General features: G+C 63.7%; 21 protein-coding genes and 1 pseudogene. 7 read left to right on the top strand and 15 right to left on the bottom strand.

The window, feature by feature from the left end:
* The first annotated feature begins 133 nt into the window (after positions 1 to 133).
* Complete coding sequence (locus ACQR3T_RS18615) at positions 134 to 1,198, top strand: hypothetical protein (RefSeq protein WP_428694463.1); 1,065 nt, start codon at positions 134 to 136, stop codon at positions 1,196 to 1,198.
* 128 nt (positions 1,199 to 1,326) lie between these two features.
* The gene (locus tag ACQR3T_RS18610; protein ID WP_428694462.1) at positions 1,327 to 1,995 is read left to right on the top strand and encodes a hypothetical protein; all 669 of its coding nucleotides are present in this window, start codon (positions 1,327 to 1,329) and stop codon (positions 1,993 to 1,995) included.
* 16 nt (positions 1,996 to 2,011) lie between these two features.
* Here the strand turns inward: ACQR3T_RS18610 and ACQR3T_RS18605 are convergent, their stop codons facing one another.
* On the bottom strand, positions 2,012 to 2,494 hold the full coding sequence (locus ACQR3T_RS18605) for a GNAT family N-acetyltransferase (protein WP_428694461.1): 483 nt from the start codon (positions 2,492 to 2,494) through the stop codon (positions 2,012 to 2,014).
* Positions 2,495 to 2,597: 103 nt separating this feature from the next.
* Between ACQR3T_RS18605 and ACQR3T_RS18600 the strand changes: the two are divergent.
* Positions 2,598 to 2,759 (top strand): annotated as a pseudogene (locus ACQR3T_RS18600) (ABC transporter substrate-binding protein); the annotation flags it as partial.
* 61 nt (positions 2,760 to 2,820) lie between these two features.
* On the opposite strand, the gene ACQR3T_RS18595 reads toward ACQR3T_RS18600, so the two are convergent.
* Both ACQR3T_RS18595 and ACQR3T_RS18590 read right to left on the bottom strand, forming a co-directional pair.
* A complete protein-coding gene (locus tag ACQR3T_RS18595) occupies positions 2,821 to 3,291 on the bottom strand; it encodes a hypothetical protein (protein ID WP_428694460.1) in 471 nt (156 codons plus the stop codon).
* Positions 3,292 to 3,436: 145 nt separating this feature from the next.
* Positions 3,437 to 3,580: a hypothetical protein gene (locus tag ACQR3T_RS18590; RefSeq protein ID WP_155293273.1), complete on the bottom strand. Its 144-nt coding sequence runs from the start codon at positions 3,578 to 3,580 to the stop codon at positions 3,437 to 3,439.
* A gap of 790 nt (positions 3,581 to 4,370) precedes the next feature.
* Between ACQR3T_RS18590 and ACQR3T_RS18585 the strand changes: the two genes are divergently transcribed.
* The 4 genes from ACQR3T_RS18585 to ACQR3T_RS18570 all read left to right on the top strand — a co-directional run bounded on the left by ACQR3T_RS18585 (position 4,371) and on the right by ACQR3T_RS18570 (position 9,194).
* The gene (locus ACQR3T_RS18585) at positions 4,371 to 5,411 is read left to right on the top strand and encodes an ABC transporter substrate-binding protein (protein ID WP_428694459.1); all 1,041 of its coding nucleotides are present in this window, start codon (positions 4,371 to 4,373) and stop codon (positions 5,409 to 5,411) included.
* 137 nt (positions 5,412 to 5,548) lie between these two features.
* On the top strand, positions 5,549 to 6,709 hold the full coding sequence (locus ACQR3T_RS18580) for an ABC transporter ATP-binding protein (RefSeq protein ID WP_428694458.1): 1,161 nt from the start codon (positions 5,549 to 5,551) through the stop codon (positions 6,707 to 6,709).
* The gene (locus tag ACQR3T_RS18575) at positions 6,709 to 8,433 is read left to right on the top strand and encodes an ABC transporter permease (RefSeq protein ID WP_428694457.1); all 1,725 of its coding nucleotides are present in this window, start codon (positions 6,709 to 6,711) and stop codon (positions 8,431 to 8,433) included. The genes ACQR3T_RS18580 and ACQR3T_RS18575 overlap by 1 nt, the downstream gene beginning before the upstream one ends.
* Entirely contained in the window at positions 8,430 to 9,194 is a 765-nt protein-coding gene (locus tag ACQR3T_RS18570) for an SDR family NAD(P)-dependent oxidoreductase (RefSeq protein ID WP_428694456.1), read from the top strand. The genes ACQR3T_RS18575 and ACQR3T_RS18570 overlap by 4 nt, the downstream gene beginning before the upstream one ends.
* Positions 9,195 to 9,224: 30 nt before the next feature.
* Here ACQR3T_RS18570 and ACQR3T_RS18565 read toward each other — a convergent pair whose 3' ends face one another.
* The 12 genes from ACQR3T_RS18565 to ACQR3T_RS18510 all read right to left on the bottom strand — a co-directional run bounded on the left by ACQR3T_RS18565 (position 9,225) and on the right by ACQR3T_RS18510 (position 20,415).
* On the bottom strand, positions 9,225 to 10,241 hold the full coding sequence (locus ACQR3T_RS18565) for an MBL fold metallo-hydrolase (RefSeq protein WP_428694455.1): 1,017 nt from the start codon (positions 10,239 to 10,241) through the stop codon (positions 9,225 to 9,227).
* Entirely contained in the window at positions 10,238 to 10,573 is a 336-nt protein-coding gene (locus tag ACQR3T_RS18560; protein WP_032379286.1) for an EthD family reductase, read from the bottom strand. The genes ACQR3T_RS18565 and ACQR3T_RS18560 overlap by 4 nt, the downstream gene beginning before the upstream one ends.
* Positions 10,574 to 10,640: 67 nt before the next feature.
* Positions 10,641 to 11,264 carry a TetR family transcriptional regulator gene (locus ACQR3T_RS18555; protein WP_032379287.1) on the bottom strand — a complete coding sequence of 208 codons (624 nt, stop codon included), beginning with the start codon at positions 11,262 to 11,264 and terminating at the stop codon, positions 10,641 to 10,643.
* Between the two features lie 42 nt (positions 11,265 to 11,306).
* Positions 11,307 to 12,824, bottom strand: a complete 1,518-nt coding sequence (locus ACQR3T_RS18550; RefSeq protein WP_428694454.1) for a class I adenylate-forming enzyme family protein — start codon at positions 12,822 to 12,824, stop codon at positions 11,307 to 11,309.
* Complete coding sequence (locus tag ACQR3T_RS18545; RefSeq protein ID WP_428694453.1) at positions 12,821 to 13,897, bottom strand: alcohol dehydrogenase catalytic domain-containing protein; 1,077 nt, start codon at positions 13,895 to 13,897, stop codon at positions 12,821 to 12,823. The genes ACQR3T_RS18550 and ACQR3T_RS18545 overlap by 4 nt, the downstream gene beginning before the upstream one ends.
* The gene (locus ACQR3T_RS18540) at positions 13,897 to 14,655 is read right to left on the bottom strand and encodes an SDR family NAD(P)-dependent oxidoreductase (protein WP_428694452.1); all 759 of its coding nucleotides are present in this window, start codon (positions 14,653 to 14,655) and stop codon (positions 13,897 to 13,899) included. The genes ACQR3T_RS18545 and ACQR3T_RS18540 overlap by 1 nt, the downstream gene beginning before the upstream one ends.
* Positions 14,656 to 14,698: 43 nt before the next feature.
* Complete coding sequence (locus ACQR3T_RS18535) at positions 14,699 to 15,457, bottom strand: SDR family NAD(P)-dependent oxidoreductase (protein WP_428694451.1); 759 nt, start codon at positions 15,455 to 15,457, stop codon at positions 14,699 to 14,701.
* Positions 15,454 to 16,656 (bottom strand): acyl-CoA dehydrogenase family protein, encoded by a 1,203-nt coding sequence (locus ACQR3T_RS18530; RefSeq protein WP_428694450.1) that lies wholly within the window; start codon positions 16,654 to 16,656, stop codon positions 15,454 to 15,456. The genes ACQR3T_RS18535 and ACQR3T_RS18530 overlap by 4 nt, the downstream gene beginning before the upstream one ends.
* A 31-nt stretch (positions 16,657 to 16,687) precedes the next feature.
* Positions 16,688 to 17,647, bottom strand: a complete 960-nt coding sequence (locus ACQR3T_RS18525; RefSeq protein ID WP_428694449.1) for a phosphotransferase family protein — start codon at positions 17,645 to 17,647, stop codon at positions 16,688 to 16,690.
* Complete coding sequence (locus tag ACQR3T_RS18520; protein ID WP_428694448.1) at positions 17,644 to 18,852, bottom strand: acyl-CoA dehydrogenase family protein; 1,209 nt, start codon at positions 18,850 to 18,852, stop codon at positions 17,644 to 17,646. The genes ACQR3T_RS18525 and ACQR3T_RS18520 overlap by 4 nt, the downstream gene beginning before the upstream one ends.
* Before the next feature lie 25 nt (positions 18,853 to 18,877).
* On the bottom strand, positions 18,878 to 20,029 hold the full coding sequence (locus ACQR3T_RS18515) for a thiolase family protein (RefSeq protein WP_428694447.1): 1,152 nt from the start codon (positions 20,027 to 20,029) through the stop codon (positions 18,878 to 18,880).
* Positions 20,026 to 20,415: a Zn-ribbon domain-containing OB-fold protein gene (locus ACQR3T_RS18510; protein WP_428694446.1), complete on the bottom strand. Its 390-nt coding sequence runs from the start codon at positions 20,413 to 20,415 to the stop codon at positions 20,026 to 20,028. Before ACQR3T_RS18510 ends, ACQR3T_RS18515 begins: the two co-directional genes overlap by 4 nt.
* Positions 20,416 to 20,422: the final 7 nt, after the last annotated feature.

The following is a 20,422-nucleotide window of genomic DNA, read 5'->3' as shown; positions in this document are numbered from 1 at the left end:
TTGCGGCGCTTGCACATTGGCACCCAACGCGGTGACCATGGCATACCGCGATCCGCTGGCGAACACAGTACGGTTCGCCGTTGCGTGACACACGCACGTCGGAGTCGACGCTCACGGATGGGCGGATACGTCCGTGATGTGGACTGCGTGGCGATTGAACCGGACATCGCTGCTGATCTCGCTGAGCATCATCGCGATCCTGATCGTGGCAACCTTGACGGCTGGGTTCTACGTTCCACGCTATCCGCAGATATCGTGGTCGTTCTTGCGAATGTGTTCTCGATGGAACGATGTCGGGCCGTGCAGACCGGAGACCGCACTGACCTTGTCGACGCTGTGTGCGTTGCTTGCACCGTTGCTGCTTGGGATGTTCGTCGGAGTCCCCGCATTCGCCCGTGAAGTGGACGCACGTACCCATGTGTTGGCGCTGACCCAGTTCACGAGTCGAATCAAGTGGTACCTCGCGCCCGTCATCGTTGTCTTCCTACCCATCTCGGCGGCCATGACGTGTCTCGGCTTGGCACTGCATTGGGCAACGGGCCTGTCTCGGGATTCCTCGAGCGTCCTTGTTGGACCGTCCCTCAGTTTCTCGTGGTTCGACTTCCCTCACTTCGAAACAGCCGGCGTCGTTCTGGGTGCTTACACACTGCTGATGCTGCTCGTCGGCAGCACGTTGGTGCTGATGTTTCGCAGCGGAGTTATGTCCATGCTCGCCACCCTCTTCATTTTTCTCTTCTTCGTTCCGGTGGCGTTCACGTGGATCGCACGCGAGCACTACGGATCGCCCACCGTCGAGAGTGAGCCGATCAACGGCTTGTATCGCGAATCGGAATATCCCCCGGACCCGTACTACGCCACCGATGGAACGTGGGTCGTTCACGCCGGGTACGTCGACGCCAGCGGAGCCGCCATAAGACCTGAAACAGATCGTTGCGCGCAGCCGTACCCGGACGATTACTGGAATCCACGTCCCGGGGAGACGAACGAGGAGCGTACGGAGCGCACTCGACTCGAAACCCTCGATCGTGCAGCACGATTCGACGAGTGCCTACGTGAGCAAGGCGTCGACCGCTACGACATCCGTTTCTACACCGAAGACAAGTTCTGGCGATTCCAAGCCATCGAAACCGGCCTCATGCTCACATTCGCTCTCATTGCGAGTGGCATGGGAATGTGGAGAGTCCGGCGACTGACCTGAGAACGACTGTCGGCAGCTATTTACGAAAACCGACTTGCTCATCGCATGACAATTGTCTGCGAGGGGTTGTCGACGAGCGTGCAAGTATCGACCTCGATGCGACGGTGGTCTGAGCAGGAAGGGAACCCATGAATACAATGCGTCCGCGATCCTCGAAATCTGCCTGGTCGACGGCCGCTGTGATTATTGCGATCGTGGCAGTCGGCGTCGTCGTGGCGGGACTGCTGCACAACCCTCAGCCCGATGCGATAACGATCCCCGGGTGCGACGAGGTTACGCAGCCCGAGGACCTGCACCGCGTCAATTTCGCCTACGTCCCGAATGGGTCCTACGACAATCCGGATTACCCCTGGTTCTCGCAAGCCAAGGCGGCCGCGATGTCTGAGGCACTGGCCGGAGCGCTACCCAGAGGTGCCACTGCAGAGCCCGATTCGATGGGGCCGAGCTTGGTGTTCGGACCGATCAGTAGTTCCCCAGGGGGAGGCATCGCCGGCGGGGACACCAGTGCGAGTGGAGTCCTCTCGATCGGCAGCGTCGAGGGTGGCCTGACGGTGACAGTGAGTAAGTCCGATCAGCCCCCAGGCCCGTGTTTCGCCGGCTACGTCGACGAGCGACGCACCCTGGCCGACGGCATCGTCGTCGATATTTCGGATGGCGAGACGAGCAGACGCGTTCAGGCATTCGCACCGGACGGCAGTCGGATCGATGCTTCCTCGGCTGGACTACTCACGGTCGAAGAATTGATGGACATCGTGACTGCACCGGGTTTGAGAGTGAGCGTCCCAGTCCCCTCGTGATCGGCATCGAAAACGATCACGGGCGTAGTGGACGCCGCGAGGTGAGCTCGTTCGAGCGCGGATCCGCACGGTAGATTCGCTCGACCGGCCTACGTCCGTCGGACATGGTCCACTCTGCCGGACGCGTGTCGACCAGCGTCCAGCCGGTGCGTTCGTACAGTTCGATCGCTTTGCCGGAGCGCTCGATGACATCGAGCACCGACGCACCTCCAATTCGCGCCTGCCGCAACAGCGCATCTCCGACGAGCGAGCCCCGGTGTCTCGGTCGCACGAAGAGTCGGGACACCCAGAGGGCGCCTGCCTTGTCGACGATGACGACGTGTCCGACGATGCGATTCTCATGCTCGGCAACCCACGCGGCCGCCATGTTCTCGGGTGTCAACCAGTCAGCCGGATCGTGTGGCCAACGATGCGGATAATCGTCGGATTGGTGGACCTCGATCAGCGCCTCCACACACCGCGGCAGGTCAGCTGGATCTCTCGATCGGACGACCACCATCGATCCAGTATCCCGCACCGACAGCCGTCGACGCTGATCACGTCGCTCGGACACCAGCGATCGCGCACGGGTGGTTTCTGTTCAACGACGCCGACCCCGAGCCTTCACGTCCCACCGCACCGCGGCTCCGTCGCAGATCATCCGAGAAGCCGGTGGCAGCAACATTTCCGACGATTCCTGGACCACCGCATCGTGGGAAGCCACAGCCCAACGCGACCCCGAGTTCATCGTCATCGTCGATTACGTTGCCGGACGGTCGAATTCGACTCCTCCTCGAAACGTATCGGTTAGGCAGAGCTGCCAGGGACCGAATCAGGTTCCAGCGCTCAACTTTCGATCGTTACGATCGGCGATGCCTGCTGGACGGTGTACGAGGTCCACGGCAGGGTTGCGAGGACGTCGGGGAGGCCGGGGTAGTCCGACACCCACGCTGTTGTGGGATCGACGCCTTCGGTAACGCACGATGCCAGCGCAACATAGGTGCCGGCCGGGATATCGGTGACGTGCTGGGTACTGATTCCGGCCTGGCCCGCGTCGTCGGTCGAGTACAGCGACTGACCGTTGCCGACGACCTCCCACACTGGAGGCAGCACTCCGCCCGGTGCGGGAGCCAACGATGTGCCGCAGGTCAGTTCGCTACCGGAATTGTTGGTGATCGTGTTTGTCACGGTCGACCCGTCGACCTCGAACGCGTACGTCACGTCTGTCGACTGCGTCGCCGAGGCCGTCGCGGGGAACACCAATAGTGCTGGGGCGCAAAGTAGAGCCCCGAGCAGAATTTGACTGGTCGATCGCATGGCAATTCTCCTCGTTCGAGCGAACTATGTCCGGGTTGCCAGTCTGCCTCAAAATATACCGATCAGCATCTTTCGAACCGAATGCAGCCTGAGGTCGCACAAAACAGGATCGAGAACCGTTGTGTCGGTGTCAGATTGCAGACGTCTACCGTCGACGAGTTTCCTTCTCCGATTCCGCGAGCTTCTTGATGTACGCATTCCGAACGCACAGGACGCGCCGAAGATACAGCTTGCCGGGGACGTCCAGGATCACAGCGCCGAGTCGTCCGCCACGGAATGTCACCGACATGATGTCGACCATGTGCGTGTGTTCACGTCGTGCGAGAAACAAATGCTCATGACGCATCGAGGCAAAGGGGCCGATTATTTGCTCATCCACGAAATATCGTGAGGGCTCGTACTCCGTGATGCGACTGGTCAAGGTGAACCACACACCGAGGTGCCTGGAACGGATTTCGATTTCATCGCCCAAGCGAAGATCACTTCGACCCGAGTCAACCCGCACGCGCTCATCGAACGAACCCTGAGACTCGGCGTGAACGACAGCATCCGATTCCAGATCGAAGACCACAGCCGGGTCCGCATCGATCGACGTCGTCAGCCTGATGATGAAAGCCATCCGCACAGCTTCGCAGGACACCCGTTCCGCTACTCGGGACGGCCTTACGCCGATGCGGAATCCGGTCCACCGGGCGTGTGAGGACTCAGCCGTGCCTGCAACCCGGGAAGAGTTCACTTGGATCCCCCCGAGCGCTCGAACAGGATGTCCCGTCTGAAGTTCGGTGTCGACGACAGAGCAGTTCGGGTGTCGTCGGCAGCCGGTGGGCGCGGCCACTCTCCAGGTGCACCGATTGGACGGTGAAGAGGTCCGCCAGCACCCACCCCCGCCCTCACCTGGTGATTGACATCACACGCGCAGGCGGCTACATTTCAAACTGACATCAGTTCAGTTTGGAACGACGGTTGAATGACTTCGAGCTTCCGGGTCGAGTCTGCGATCGGATGTCGAACGACTCCACGTCTCCGGTGGCTCGCCGAGTCCGCGGAAAGTTACCGACGTGCCCGAAAGGAACGCAGGCATGAACAAGTTCAGGACGACGACAGTTGCCGTGATGGCGACGGCCGCGCTGATAGGCCTCACCGCGTGCGGAGGGTCGTCTTCCTCCGCGTCCGCGCCAGTCGAGGGCGACTGGAATGCTGTGGTTGCTGCCGCGAAGGAGGAGGGCAGCGTGATGCTCTATTCGAGCCAGAAGCCGGCCAATCTCGATGCGCTGACTGCGGCATTCGAGGCGAAGTATCCGGAGATCGACATGGAGTACGTGCGCGGCACCGACTCCGAAATCAATCCCCGGGTCGACACGGAGAACCGAACAGGAGCCGGTATCGCCGACGTCCACATGACCACCGACGCGTCCTGGATCGAGAACGCCGCCGAATCCGGTAAGTTCTCGACCGATCTGGTCGGCCCCGACCTGGACGCGCCCGCATTCGATCCGGCAGACAGTGTCATCAACGACCGGTTCTTCCTCTCCAGTGCAGCAGTGTTCGGACTTGGGTGGAACACCTCCGCGGTACCGGACGGCGTCAGCGCTCCCGAAGATCTGATCGATCCGAAGTTTCAGGGCAAGATCGGCATCGTCAATCCCACCGGGTTCGCGTCGTACGTCGATCTCTACAAGTACTACTCCAAGACGTTCGGTGCGGACTACTGGAACCAGATTGCCGAGCTGGCACCGAGGGTGTACCCCAGCGCGCTCGCAGTGGCGCAGGCACTGACGTCGGGCGAGGTGACAGTGAGTCCGATGGTTCAGCCGCTCGTCACAGAGGTTGCCGCCGGCGCTCCGGTCGACTGGGTCTTGCCCAGCAAGCCATGGGGAACACCGTGGTACACAGAGGTTCTCAGTGCTTCGCAGCACCCCAACGCAGCGCAGGTGCTCGCGAACTTCATGGTGACGGCCGAAGGACAGCAAGCACTGAACAGCGGTTATGCGGCCGTTCTGCCGGACATCGAGGGTGCCGTCGCTCGAGCTCAGGACATCGCGTCTCCGGACATCGCCGAGCTGACGCCCGAGAAGGTAGAGCAGTACTCGCAGGAGTGGCAGACCCTGTTCCAAGGCTGACTGTCGACAGCTGCAGAAGAACGTCGGCCCTCGCCTCCGCGACCGGACTACGAAACATCATGTGACAGAAGCGAACATCAGTCGACGTTCATCGTCTGCGGGTGTGCGTACACCGATGCTCCGAAAGTGAGTATGCAATGACCTCTCGATTCGCGGTCTCCGGACTGACGAAGACCTACGGTACGAACGTCGTCGTAGACAGCCTCGACCTCGAGATCGAGCAGGGCGAGTTTCTGGTCCTGCTCGGACCGAGCGGCTGCGGAAAGACCACGACGTTGCGATGCCTCGCCGGTCTGGAAACACCTCAGGGCGGTTCGATCTCGTTCGCGGGTCGGACCGTGTTCGATGCGGCGTCGAAAGTGCATGTGCCGGCGCACAAGCGAAGTATCGGCATGGTGTTCCAGTCCTACGCACTGTGGCCCCACATGACGGTCGCCGAGAACATCCGGTACCCGTTGAAGGTTCGTAAATTGAAGAAGGCGATTGCAGACGGAGCGGTGGAGTCCGCCGCTGACATGGTCGATTGCGGTGCCCTACTCGACCGGTACCCGTCCCAACTCAGCGGTGGCCAGCAGCAACGCGTTGCGGTGGCGCGAGGGCTGGTAGCGCAGCCGGATCTGGTGTTGTTCGACGAGCCGCTGAGCAATCTCGATGCGCGCCTGCGAGATCAGGTTCGTTCTCAGATCCATCAGCTCCATCAACAGCTCGGCTTCACCGCGGTGTTCGTCACCCACGATCAGTCCGAGGCATTTGCACTCGGCGACCGGCTCGCGATCATGAAGGCCGGAAAGATCGAGCAGTACGACGAGCCCGAGCACGTGTTCGAGAATCCGGCTTCGGAATACGTGGCTGCATTCATCGGGATGGGCAATCGCCTCGAACTCCACCGTGGCCACGACGGTTGGGTCACCAGCGGCTCGGACGTGATCGACCTGCAGACGGCCACCGTCCGTGAGCGTGCCGACGAGGGCACCCGTGCCGTAGCCAGATTCCGACCGGACGACGTGCTCCTGCACGACAACGTCGACCAGGTTCCCGCGGGAAACATAGCTCTGCACGCAGAGCTGGTGACACACGAGTACGGCGGTCGGTACTTCGACGTGGGGGTCAAGACCGGCGACGAGCAGTTGACACTCCGAGCCGCAGCGGCCGACCACAGCGCGGCGCTCAGACGAAGCCGCCCTGGGCAACCTGTCGTCGTCAGCTTCGCGCCCTCGTGCCTGAGGGTGTACCCACTTCCCGACGCGTCCTCCGCCACGAGCTCCGAGCTCGTCGGTTCCGCGGGAAAGAGCTCGTGATGGCAACCGCCGTCGACATCGAACGCCCCGAGCTGGTCGAGTCGCCCGGCAAGCGCTCGCTGACGATCTCGCCGACCTGGCGTGCACGAATCGGATACGCCGCCGTGCTCGCCGTTCTCGCCTACCTGGTCGTACTCCCCATGGTGCGACTACAGATGCTGGCCTTCGAGGACGGCGCTGCCGGATACCGAAGTCAGTACGGCCGCTTCGACATCGGAGTCACTCTTCGGACCACCGTGGCGTTGGCGCTGGGATCTTTGGTCATCGCCATGGTGCTGGGAACTTTGCTGGCTTTCGCTGCGAGCAGGCTCCCCGCCAAGCTCGGTTGGCTTCGCGTCATCCCTATTCTGCCGATCGTGATGCCCGCGGTGGCGAGTGTGGTCGGGTGGGCGTTCCTGCTGTCCCCCGGGCCCGGCTACCTCAACGTGCTCCTACGGGTGTTGCCCTGGTGGAGCGGATCCGACAGTGGTCCGATCGACGTGTACACCGTCCCGTGGATCATCATCCTCACCGGCTTCGGCCTGACGTCCTTCGTGTATCTGTTCGTCAGCTCCGGTATGCAGAACATCAGCTCCGAGCATCTCGAAGCGGCTCAGGTCAGCGGATCGTCCACCGTGGGAATCTTTTTCAAGATCGTCCTTCCCCTGCTGCGACCGTCCCTCATCTACGGCGGCGGTATCGCGCTGCTCCTCGGTCTTGGCCAGTTCACCGGGCCGTTGCTGCTGGGTGCGAACAGCGGCGTCAAAGTACTCACGACCGAGATGTATCGCCGGGTGTCGGAGTCCCCATCGGACTTCGCTGCCGCGGCCGCGGCAGGATCTCCGCTGGTGATCTTCGGACTCGTCCTGGTGTTGGCGCAGAAAGCACTGCTGGGCAATCAGACTCGCTTCGTCACCCACGGCGGTAAGGCGTTCGCACCATCCACGGGGAAAGCCACCTGGGCCACGGTCACCGTCGTCGTGTTCGCGCTCTTTGCCTTGGTCATCCCACTACTGGGCCTGGTCATCGTGTCGCTGACACCCTATTGGTCGGGATCGTTGTCATGGAGTCTGTTGACGCTCGACAACTTTCGGGCGCTCCTGGACACCACTGCGGTGGTCGAGTCGGTCCTGACGAGTGTGCTGACGTCACTGGGCGCGGTCGCCATCTGTATTCCGCTCGGCTACCTCATGGCGAACCTACTCGTCCGGGGCAGGCGGTTCAGAATTCTCGCGCTGATCGCAGACCTCATGACCGCGCTGCCGCTGGGCATACCGGCCGTGATTTTCGGCGTCGGATTCTTGCTCACGTACACCGAGCCGCCCTTGATCCTCTACGGAACCAGAACGGTGATCATCCTCGTCTACATCGTGTTGATGCTGCCGTTCTCGACCAGGATGCAGATGACGGCAATGCTGTCGCTCGGCAACACGTACACGGAGGCGTCGGCCACCAGCGGTGCGTCCCCGTTCGTCACCAACCTTCGAATCATGTTGCCGCTCATGCGTCCGACAATTCTCAGTGCCGTTGCACTGATGTTCATTCTGCTCACCCATGAGTTCGCCGCGTCACTGCTGGTGCGAGCGTCGACCACCCAGGTGATGGGCACGCTGCTGTTCGACATGTGGCAGAACGGCTCCTACCCGCTCGTCGCGGCGATGGCGCTGCTGATGACAGGCGTGACCACTATCGGTGTCGCCGCGGCCATGCTCGTCGGCGGACGCAACGTGCTGAGCAAGCTGTGACCGGCGTGCTGTCTCGGCTTCAGGACAAAGTCGTTCTGGTCACCGGGGCAACCGGAGGAATCGGCAGCGCCATAGTCGAACGTCTGGCGTCGGAGGGCGCCTGCCTCGTTGTGACAGATCTCGACGGTGCCGCATGCGCAGCACTGGTGGACCAACACACCGGCAGCGAACGACATCTACCGATCGGCTTGGACATTACCCGAGAGGAGCAGTGGCACAACGTTGTCGACACTGTGGCCACGCGGTACGGCCGGCTGGATGCGGTAGTCAACAACGGTGCCATCGGAAGTCTCGGAACGGTGGTCGACGAGGATCTCGACCGGTACAACCGAGTCGTCGAAGTCAGTCAGACCGGGACGTGGCTCGGAATGAAGCATGCGGGCGCGTACGTCGAGCGATCGGGTGGAGGTTCCGTCGTCAACATCTGCTCCATCCTCGGCAGCGTCGGCGGCCTCGGTAACAGCTTCGCCTACGCTGCAGCCAAAGGCGCTGTGCGGACGATGACCAAGAACGCTGCCCTGCACTGGGCCACCAAAGGTGTCCGCGTCAACTCCATCCACCCCGGCTTCATCGGCACCACGCAGCTGCTCGAACGCTACGAGGGATCCGACCGGCACAGCGCCATGATCGCGCACACCCCGATGGGTCGACTGGGAACCGGGGCCGAAGTGGCTGCTGCCGTTGCCTTTCTGGCCGGGGACGACTCCACGTTCGTCACCGGGACCGAGCTGTACGTCGACGGCGGCTGGACCTGCGACTGACCGATCCGGCAGGGCTGTCGGCCAGATTCCTCAGCAGGTGGTGAAGAAGTCCACCCCGTCGGAGGTCTGCGCCGACAGTCTGCCGCGCTGGACCAGAACGTCCAGGTGCGCAAGCGTCTCGCAGGTCGCCACCATCTGGTTGAAGCTGTCCAGGGTGGCGAAGGATCGATCGTGTCGGGTCCACATCAGTGCGGATGCCACGTCCAATCCGGTTGCGCGACCCGCAGATCGGACGGCGCTCTCGGTAGCGGCGAGGCGTCGATCATGGTGCGCGAGCAACTGCCGGCAACGCTCGTGCACGCCCGCACCCGGATGGCCGTGCGACGGCAACATCGTCCGGTCCGGTTCGTCGAGCATCACGGTCAGAGACGTCAGATACTTGGCCAGCGGGAGGTCCCACTCCCCCAGCTCGAACCCGATCGAAGGCGTGATGGTGGGCAGCACGTGGTCTCCGGTGTAGCACAGGTTCCGGTCTGCGTCGTGAAACACCATGTGGCCCTTGGTATGTCCAGGGGTGTGTGCAGCGACTACCGTATGGCCGGGAATGTCGAGGGGACCGGGCTGCAACCACGCGTCCGGCAGCTCCCAGTCCGAGGCGTCGAAGGGTTCGGCCGTCCCGCTCTCCAACGCGGTGCGGGCGATCTCGAACGCGGCGGCTCGCTCGAGCTCACGGATCGAGCTGACCGGAACGTTGCTACGCAATCGACCCATCGCTTCGATTCCGGGGGCCTCGGCGGCACCGAGATGCACCCGGGTCCCGTATCGACGCCGTAGCTCGACGGCGAACGTGTAGTGATCACGATGCACGTGGGTGACGTACACGTCGTGAATCTCGGACGGCCGACGTCCGATGCGAGACAAGGCGTCGACGAGCTCGTCGTGGGTGGAGGCACGGTGCCACCCGCCGTCGATCAGGACCAGACCGGAATGACTCTCCAGCACATACACATTGATCGCACGCAGGCCGTCTTGAGGCATCTGGAGAGGAACTCGATGAACGCCGTCTGCCACCTCGAAGCAGCCTGGGTCGGCCCACGACGACGTCATCCCGCGTCGCTCGCGAGGGGCACCATCGTCTTCTCGTCGCCGTACCACATCATCCGTCGGCCACCCATGGTTCCGACGTGGTCGACGGCCGCTTTCCACTCGTCGCTGGCCAAGGCGGCCTCGAGTGCGTCGCGCGACTCGAAGCTGAGCACCGACAACCCGTCCCACCCTTGCGATTTGCCTCCGAATGCTTCGAGTAGTTCGGTGTGCTGCCAGCGAAGCAAGCCGGGTAGCGGGTACGTGACATCGGCGTGCTCGCCCCGCCACCACGTGATGAACTGCTCGTGAGTCCACTCGTCCGGACGGGCGGCGACAAGTACCAGGTTGTACATATTTCTCCTAAGTGAATTCTGTTCAGTTCGTTGGTGCGCAGGATACCGCGTGACAACGCTCGTGCTGCTACTTCCGTACGACCCGGATGGCCGCGTCCGTGACCAGAACCGTGATGTCGTCGATGGTCAGTCGGCCGTCGGGCCGGTACCACCGCCATACGCTGACCACCAGAGCGAGGACCAAACGCGCTGACATTGTCGGATTCGACTCCGCGAACTGGCCCGCCTCGATCCCCCGCCCGATCAGAGCGGTCCAGTCCTGCTCGATCCGTTGAACGAGCGCACGGCACTCGACTCGTTCGGCCTCTTCTTTGGCGGACTGCCGTTCGGTCGCCAGGAGGTCCATGTGGTTGTGCAGAATGCGGCGGGCCAATGCGTCCTGAGGCGATGCGGCCAAGGATGCGGCAATCGCGGCACGAAGGGCGTCCTCGGCGTGCGTCACGCCATCGGTGGCCGCTACGAAACGGGCAGCGGAGTCCGCGAGTTCGATGCGCATGATGGTCAGCAAGCAGTGTGCTTTGGACTCGAAGTAGTGGTAGAGCGCGGTCTGACCGATGCCGACCTCGTCGGCGATCGACGCCCATTTGGTGTGCTCGTAGCCCACCTTGCCGAAATGGTCGATCGCCGCGGACAGAATGCGCGTTCGCTTGGACCGCGGGCTCTCGCGACGGACGTCGGTTCCTACGGTCATGGTTGCCCCTACTGATAGCGCGTGTTCCAGCTTCGGTCGAGTTTACATTTTTCGATGTGAATTCGAGTCAGTTGTAGCAGCGAGCTGCCGAGCCAATGCTGTCGCATCGGGTCGCGACAGCTTTCCGACACGATTCTGCGGTAGATCGTCCACGGTGAACACGTACTCCGGCCACTTAGACTTGGGGAAGTCTTCGATCGCCAATTGCGCTGTGATGTCGTCGAGCCCGAGCTGCTCACCACCGGTGACGACGAGAGCCGCTGCCCTCTCACCCAGCAGGTCGTCGGGTACCGGCACGACGCAGACCTGCACCACGGACTTCAGGGAGGCAATGGCCGACTCGACCTCGTTGATGTCGATGTTGCGTCCGCCCCGGATGATGATCTGCTTCTGCCTGCCCATCACGCGAATAGAACCGTCCGACGCGACCTCCACCAGATCACCCGTTGGAAGGAAGCCGTCGGGCGTCAGTTCGGGCGGCACCGGAGTCCCGACTCGTGCGTAACCGACGAACAGTGACGGGCCTTTGACCTGCGCCGCGCCGATGTCGTCCGCAGGGAGCGGACGGCCGTCCGAGTCCACGGCCCGCACGGTGGTGCCGGGAAACGGCCGACCGTCGCGTCCGAGGCGGATCGACACCGGGTCGTCGAGAGCGGGTGTCGTGTGGCCCAAGCACTCGGACATTCCGAACACCCGGAGGAACGTGGTGTGCAACCACTGTTCGGCCTTGGCGAGCGCGCGCTCGTTCATCGGTCCGCCGCCGACCGTCATGGCGCGCATCGTGTCCAGTGCGCCTTCGGAGTTCGGTGCGACCGAGAGCTGCAGCGCCATGGTCGGTACCAGCATCGTCCAGGCAATCCGGTGTTCCTTCGCCGCCCGCAGAGCCACCTCCGGGGACCACTTCCCGATGGCGACCATCGGACCTCCCAGTAGCGCAGGCAGATACATTCCGAAGCAGAATGCGGCAACCGACGACAGCGGAACGAAGGCACCGATCGCCTCGCCCGGGCGGAGACCGACGGCATCGATGGTGGATCGAGACGCATATCTGATCGCGTCCTCGGATTGCACCACGCACTTGGGCCGGCCGGTCGAACCCGAGGTCATAGCAATCGCATCGCCTCCGTTCCATCGCGCGACAGAGGCGAAGGCACCACTCGTCGCTCGTACGCGGTACGAGCCGAAGGCGGGCTTGTCCACGGGAAAATGCTCGTCGGGCACACCCCAATGACGAAGGGCCTCGGGCGTTCCCACGACGACGTCCGGTCTGATGTCCTCGAGTGCCAGCGCGAACTCCGACTCCATTGCGTGCGGGCTGACCACCGCGACCACACCGCCGGCGAGACCGACACCGAGGGCAGCCGCCACGGTGCCCCAGGTGTTGTCGGCCTGAATCACCAGGGTCGGTGGGCTGGGGTCGGTGCCGCCGAACACGTCGGCGAGGGATGTCGCCGCCTCGACCACGGTCCGGATCGTGTGGCTGCCGTCCTCGTCGACGACTGCGATGGCATCGGGGGTCTGTTCGGCGCGGATGACCATCTCGCGGGCAAGCCGTTTCACTGGTGTGACTCTTTCCTGGTACGTGATGCGCTCATGTCGAGAACTGCACGGCCGGTGACGGATCCGTCCCGCAACCGGTCGTATGCAGAGATCGCCTCGGTGAAGGGGAAGATGGTGATTTCGGCGCGCAGCAGGCCGTCCTGCGCAAGTTCGACAACGGCTTCGAGATCGGCACGCGTACCCCAGAACGGTGCATCCACCGTCCATCCTGCGGCCAGACCGACATCCTTCCCGACTGTCAGTCGGCCGCCGGCGCTGCCTACCACCACGACAGAACCCCCGGAGCGCAGCAAGGCGGCCGCCGGGGCGGTCGTGGTCGGCGCACCGACGAAGTCGAGGACGAGATCTGCCCCGTCCAGTGCCGTGAGCCGTTGCGTCGCAGCGGAAACGGACTCGTAGAACTCGTGCGCTCCCGAGGACTCGGCCAGGGCAGCAGCGTCGGACTTGGAGTCGATTGCGATGATGTGCGGCACGCCCATGGTGCGCAGGATCTGCAAGGCAAGGTGGCCGAGACCGCCGACTCCGATCACGACCACGTTGCTTCGGTCGTCGATCACGGCGGAGTTGGTGCGAATGGCGTGATACGCGGTCAGTGCCGCGTCCGCCAGAGGCGCGGCACCGAGAGGATCGAGATCACCGATCGGAACCAGTACGCGCTCGGACGGCACCAGCATCAGCTCTGCGATGCCGCCCGGGTACCCCAGACCGTTTCCGATGGGGGCCAGCCGACCGTCGGGACGCCGAGCGAGACTGCGACAGTAGTTCTCTCGGCCCCGCAGACAGTTCGGGCACGTTCCGCAGCTCCAGATGCCGTGTACGACCACGGCGCGACCGATCCAGGAAGGGTCTGCCGTCGGTCCCGCCGAGACGACCGTTCCGGCCACTTCGTGCCCCAGCGTCAGCGGCAGGTCGTAGTCGAAAGTCTCTGCGCTCGAGTTCATCACGTGCAGATCGGATCCGCACAGTCCGGCTGCGTCCACCTGGATCGATAATTCGTGCCCGGTCGGCACCGGGTCCGGCACCTCCTGGAACTCCGGTGCGCTCCCCCACTGAAGGACCTGCACGGCCAACATCAGCGAGCAGTCCATCCGCCGTCGACCACCAGGGTCTGACCGGTCATGTAAGAGCTGGCATCCGAGGCCAGAAACAGCACGGCTCCGTCGATCTCGCCGTCGACGCCGCCGCGTCCGAGCATGGTGTTCCGCCGCACCCACCCTGCGGACTTGTCGTTGGTGAACAGGCCATCGGTCATCTCGGTATCGAACCACCCCGGCACCACGGCGTTGACGCGAATGCCTCGTCGACCCCACTGACCGGCCAGTTCACGGGTGAGGCCGAGCGTGCCTGCCTTCGACGCCGCGTAACTTGCACCTCCGATAGGCGCAGTGGACACCAGCCCGATCACCGAGGAGATGTTGATGATCGACGCTGTTGCCTCACTCGGCATCTTGCCGACCGCATACGTGGCCAGATGGAACCCGGCGATCAGGTTGACGTCGAGGATGGACTGGAAACCGTCCAGCGTCTCGTCCTCGGCGTTGGGCGGACCCGGCTTGCCCGCGTTGTTGATCACGACGTCGAGCCGGCCGTATTCCTCGAGGCATCGATCGACGAGTGCTCGGCGGTCGCGGTCGTCGGTGACGTCGCAACGAACGGGCACGATCGCCGGAATCTCGGCCGACAACGCTTCGAGCCGGTCGAGCCGTCGCGCGGCCGCGTACACCGTAGCGCCGGCCGCGGCGAGGGCCCGGGCGAAACCGAGGCCGAGCCCCGACGAGGCACCGGTTACCACAGCGACGCGGCCGGTCAGCGAGAACATGTCCTGGGTCATGTGTCCACTTCCAAACTGATTGTCGGACAATACGAGTGATCGGTCAGTACACCGAAGTACGGCCGCCGTCGACCGGAATGATCGCGCCCGTCGTGTACCCGGCTTCGTCCGATGCGAGATGAGTGATCAAGCCGGCGATCTCGTCGGGCCGCCCCAGCCGCCCGGCCGGGAGCCGGTCGACGATCTTGCCGATGAACTCCTCGTCCCAGTTCTCGGACATGTCGGTGGCGAAACCTCCGGGCATCACACAGTTGACGCGCACAGTAGGCGCGTATTCCTGGGCGAACGCTCGGGTCAGCGCATTGAGCCCGTTCTTGGCTGCTGCGTACATCGCCTCGGGTGGGCTGGGTCGCTCGGCTCCGATGCTCGAGATGTTGATGATGGATCCACCTCCGGCAGTAACCATCCGGTCCCCTGCCACGGCCATCAGTCGGAACGGTCCCTTGAGATTGACCTCGATCGTTTTGTCCCACAGCCCCTCGGTCACCGATACCAGGTTCTCCGCCAGCGGGGCGATGCCGGCGTTGTTTACGACGATGTCCAAGCCACCGAATTGCGCGATGATGTCGTCGACTGCCGGTTCGATGCTGTCCCAGTTTCCGACGTGAAGTGCGTACGGATGTGCGCTGCCCGGGCCCGCATCACCCAGGCTCGCCACTGCGCTCTCGCAGGCCTCGAGCTTGCGGCTCGACACGATGACGGTCGCGCCTGCGTCCTTCAGACCCCGTGCGATCGCCAGACCCAGCCCACGGCTGGCTCCTGTCACCAGTGCGACTTTGCCGTCCAATTTCGGTGTACTCATGCGTACCTCTTGACTTCGAGTCGGGCGATGGTCCGCAGATGGACCTCGTTGGGGCCGTCGGCAATCTGCAGAGCTCGGGTGATGGCGTAGAGCCGAGCGAGAATGGTGTCGTTGCTGACTCCGGCCGCACCGTAGGTCTGCACCGCTCGGTCGACGACCTTGTGGGCAACCTCCATCGCAGCCACCTTGATGGCCGCCACTTCCGAACGGGCCGAGGCATTTCCAGCGGTATCCATCAACCAAGCCGACTTCAGCACCAACAACCGGATCTGGTCGATCTCCATGCGGCTGCGCGCAATCCACTCACGCACCACGCCTTGGTCGGCCAACGGGCCACCGAACGCCTGACGTACGAGCGAGCGCCGACACATCATCTCCAGAGCGCGCTCGGCCATACCGATCGCGCGCATGGCGTAGTGCATGCGGCCGGGGCCGAGTCGACCCTGTGCGATGGCGAATCCGTCGCCCTCTTCTCCCAGCATGTTGGCGGCGGGCACACGTACGTCGGTGAACTGGACTTCGCCGTGGCCCAGACGATCCTGGAACCCGAACATGGGGAGGTCACGCACCACTTCTACGCCGGGGGCGTCGGCCGGAACCAGAATCATGCTCTGCCTGCGGTAGGTGGAACTGTCCGGATCCGACTTCCCCATGAAGATCATGAGCCTGCAGTCGGGATCGAGAACGCCGGAGGTGTACCACTTTCGGCCGTTGATGACGTACTCGTCCCCGTCACGGGTGATGGTCGAGGTGATGTTCGTGGCGTCCGAGCTGGCGACATCGGGTTCGGTCATGGCGAACGCAGATCGAATGGTGCAGTCCAGCAACGGCTTCAGCCATTGTTGCTTCTGCTCCTCGGTGCCGTACATGGCCAGAATTTCCATGTTGCCGGTATCGGGTGCCGAGCAGTTGATCGCCTCGTTCCCGATGATGGAACGGCCGACGATCTCGGCGAGCGGCGCGTATTCGAGATTGGTCAATCCCGCGCCGAGGCCGTCGTGGGTCATGAACAGGTTCCACAACCCGAGTTCGCGGGCGCGTGCCTGCAGATCCCGCATGATCTGCGGTTGCTCGTGCGGATTGTCGTTCGCGGCGATCTGAGCGTCGTAGACACTCTCGGCCGGGTAGACGTGGTCGTTCATGAATGTCTCGAGCGTGGCCGACAATTCGGCCGTCCGCTGTGAGTAGGAAAAGTCCACTTCCGTGTGCTCCTGTCGAGTGAAGGGGGCGTCAGCGCGCGAGCAATGCGGTGCCGGTGTCGATCAACCTGCGGATGGTCGCCGGCAGCTTTTCCTGATCGGGGTCGATGTGGCGACCTTCGCGGTGCCGACGCAGATTGTGACCCATGATCGCCGCCATCTTCAGTCGTCCGAGGGCGTCGAACCACGTCATGTCCGGCAGCGCCGGACCGCTCGCGGTGTAGCAGGAGATCAGTTCTTCGCTACTGGGCAGACCGGGCACGTCTCGGCCGACCCCGGGAAAGTTGGTGCCGTCGGCGAAGACCAGGAACCACCCCAGTTCGACGCGTGGATCACCTGCGCTCCAGATTTCCCAGTCGATCAGAGCCGCCGGCTCGAGACCGTCGGAGATGATGTTTCCCAGCCGGTAGTCCCCGTGGACGAGTGTCGGTGTGATCGCTTCCGGAATGTCTCGACGGAGAAGTCGAACCAACTCGTCGGCACCCTCGACCAGTTCCACCGGAACCGCAGCGAGCGTCTTGGACCACCGGTCCAATTCGTCTGCCGGCGAGAGGATGTCGCCTGCGTTCGGGATGGTCTCGAGCGGGACTGCGTGCAACGACGGCAATACCTCCGCCGCGCGCCGCATCCGAGCGGCCGCGATACTCGGTTCCACCTCGGGGTCGTCGAGCACCGGTTCGAGCGACTCGCCGACGACGAGCTCCATGGCGAACCACGCCGGTTCCTGCTCGTCGACCGCCACTATTGCCGGTACCGGCACCGCTGTATCCGCCAACGCGCGCAGAATCGAAGCCTGCCGGAGCATGTCGTGCCGCCCGACCGAGCGCTGCCCTTCGGGGACCGCCTTGACGACGAAGTCGCCGCCGGACGTTCCCACCCGATAGGTCAATCCGGAATGGCCACCGAGGAGCGGTTCGAATGTGCTCACGGTGACGCCGAGCTCGGCGTCCAGCGCGGCGGACACGCGTGTGCGCAGGGAGGATTCGGTCATGGTCGTGGCTCTCTCGGCAGACCGAGCACGCGCTCGGCGATGATGTTGTGCTGAATCTCGTCGGTACCACCGGCAATTCGATAGCCCGGGGCTCCGAGTAGATGCTCGGACCACGCGAACGTGCCCCACCCTCCCGAGTCGGACGTCAGTTCACGCCCGAGCAGCAAGCGCGCGACTTCGGAGGTCCTGGCCATCGTGTCGGTGGCCAGCAGCTTTCCCAGTGACGCTTCCGGACCTGGATCGTTGCCCGCGATGACGGCACCGGCCACTCTCATGTTGCCGATTCGCTGCACGAAACTACGCGTCACCAGATCGGCTACGGCGTCGCGCTCGATCTCGGTCAGCTCGCGGCCGAGGTTCTGGGCAAGGGCCACAGCACGATCCGCGTTCGCCAGGCCGAGGTTTCCGCCGTCGAGGCGTTCGGCCGCAAGCACTGTCAGGGCAACCTGCCAACCCTTCCCGACCGGGCCCAGCCGAAGGTCGTCGCTCAGGTGCACCCCGTCGAGGTACACCTCGTTGAAGGAGCTGCCCCCCGTCATCTGGCGAATGGGACGTACGTCGACCCCCGGCGCGTCCATCGGGATCAGGAACATGGTCAGACCGGCGTGCTTGGCGACGGTGGAGTCGGTGCGGCACAAAGCGACTCCGTAGTGTGCGACCCGCGCCCCCGACGTCCACACCTTGTGCCCGTCGATCGTCCACGAGCCGTCCTCGGCCTGGGTTGCGCGCGTCCGGACCGCAGCCAGATCGGATCCGGCTTCGGTCTCGGAGAACAACTGACATGCGATGACGTCGGCCCGAAGCATGGCGCGGACGAACCTGACCCGCTGCTCCTCGGTTCCCCACTGCGCAATGGTGGGCGCAACCAACTGTTGAGTGACAGAGAACATCTCGGTCCTCTTGGGGACGTCGAACGTGTCCTCGACTCGCCGGAAGGCGAGTACGTACGACAGCGGTAGGTCGCGGCCACCGTACTCGACCGGGGAATTCAACGCGCCCCACCCCGCGTCGAACTTCGCCTGCTCGTACGCGGCGATCTCGTCGGTGTGCGCCTGCTCTTCCTCTGCGGTCCAATTCTCGAAGACAGCGACCGTATCCGGCCCGTCGCCCCACACGGAGTCGGTGCGCGGCGCGGCCACGGTTGTCAGCCACGCGGTCGCCTGCTCGCCGAACTCGGCGATGTCCGGAATCGTTCGTTGTGTCACTGCATTACCTCTGGTTCGTCTCGGGTCAGACCGTCAACACGGTGCAGGCACTGATGCCCGGCGCGCCGTACACGTGGGTGAAGCCGACACGCGGATCGCCCGGCACTTGGCGTTCGCCGGCTTCGCCACGTAGCTGAGTGACGATCTCGTGCACCTGGCGCAGACCGGAGGCTCCGATGGGTTCTCCGTTCGCGATGCAACCGCCGTCGGTGTTGATCGGCAGGCGCCCGCCGATGTCGGTTTCTCCGGCCGCGATCATGGCTTCTTGCTCACCGGGCTCACAGAAACCGCATTCGGCCATGTGCATGATTTCGGCACCGCTCTCGGTGTCCTGCAGCTGCGCGACGTCGACGTCACCTGGAGCGATACCGGCCTGCTCGAAGGCCGCACGTGCTGCGTCGGCGCTGACACTGGTGGGTTCGCCGTCGCCCTGAACGGAGGGGCTGAAGACCTCGAAGGACCCGAATCGGCGGGTCCGGTGGGTGATAGCGGCAATCTTGATCGGCCGACCGGTGGCTCGCGCGACGTAGTCCTCGCCGGCGACGACGATTGCGGCCGCTCCCTCACCGGGTGAGCAGAACATGTATCGAGTCAGTGGATCGTTGACCATGTCGGCTTCGGCGATCGACGCGGCGTCCATGGCCTCCCGACGCCAAGCGTTGGGATTGAGAACGCCGTTGCGGTAAGCCTTTTCGGCGACCAGGGCCAGCGTCCGACTCGAGATGTCGTGCTGACGCATGTAACGGGAGATCTTGGCACCGAAGAACTGGGTGGTCACCATCAAACCGGCCTCGCCGTACCCGTCGGGCAGTCCCCACTCCGCCGGCCGTGGGTCGAATGCTCCACGCGGATGTTTGTCGAAACCGACTGCGAGAGCGACGTCCGCGGAGCCCGACCGCACGGCATTGACGGCCGAGAACAGCGCGCTTCCGCCTGTTGCGCAACCGTTCTTGACGTTCGTGAACGGGATGCCGGTGAAGCCGAGTTCGGCGACGAGGGTATCGGCGAGACCCGAGCCGTCACTGCCACCGAACGCTACCTGTACGTCCGGCCAGGACAGATCGGCATCGCGCAATGCGTTGTCGATCGCGGTGACGGCCATCTGACGGCCCGACACTCCAGGTTGCCGTCCGAACTTGGACAGTCCGGCACCGATGATCGAAACATTCTGTGTCACTGGCTGATTCCTGTCGGTTCCGGTTGCGTGCCGACCGTGTCGACCGCGAATCGAGGCACCGGTGCGGTGGATGTCAGACGCACCGGTGCCCCATCCAGTTCGTCGAAGCTCTCACCATCGAGTATCGCTTCGATCTTGATGCCCTCGGGCAGTTCCACGTAGCCGACTGCGAAGGGAACGAATCCGCCGACCGGCGGCACGTAGGGAGGAGACTTGGGCGCGAAACGCTGAACCGTGTAGGCCCACACGGTGCCCAGCGTGCTCAACGTGATGTTCTCCGCCGTGGGCGTGGCACACCTGCTGCACATCGCACTCGCGGGGAACGCCACGGTACTGCACACAGTGCACTTGCTGCCCTCGAGCGCGACGGCCGTTGTCTGCTCCATGATGCTG

The sequence above is a fragment of the Rhodococcus sp. IEGM1428 genome (genome assembly GCF_050321865.1).
Taxonomy (GTDB): Bacteria; Actinomycetota; Actinomycetes; order Mycobacteriales; family Mycobacteriaceae; genus Rhodococcoides.
This window is presented reverse-complemented; position numbering and strand designations above follow the sequence as displayed.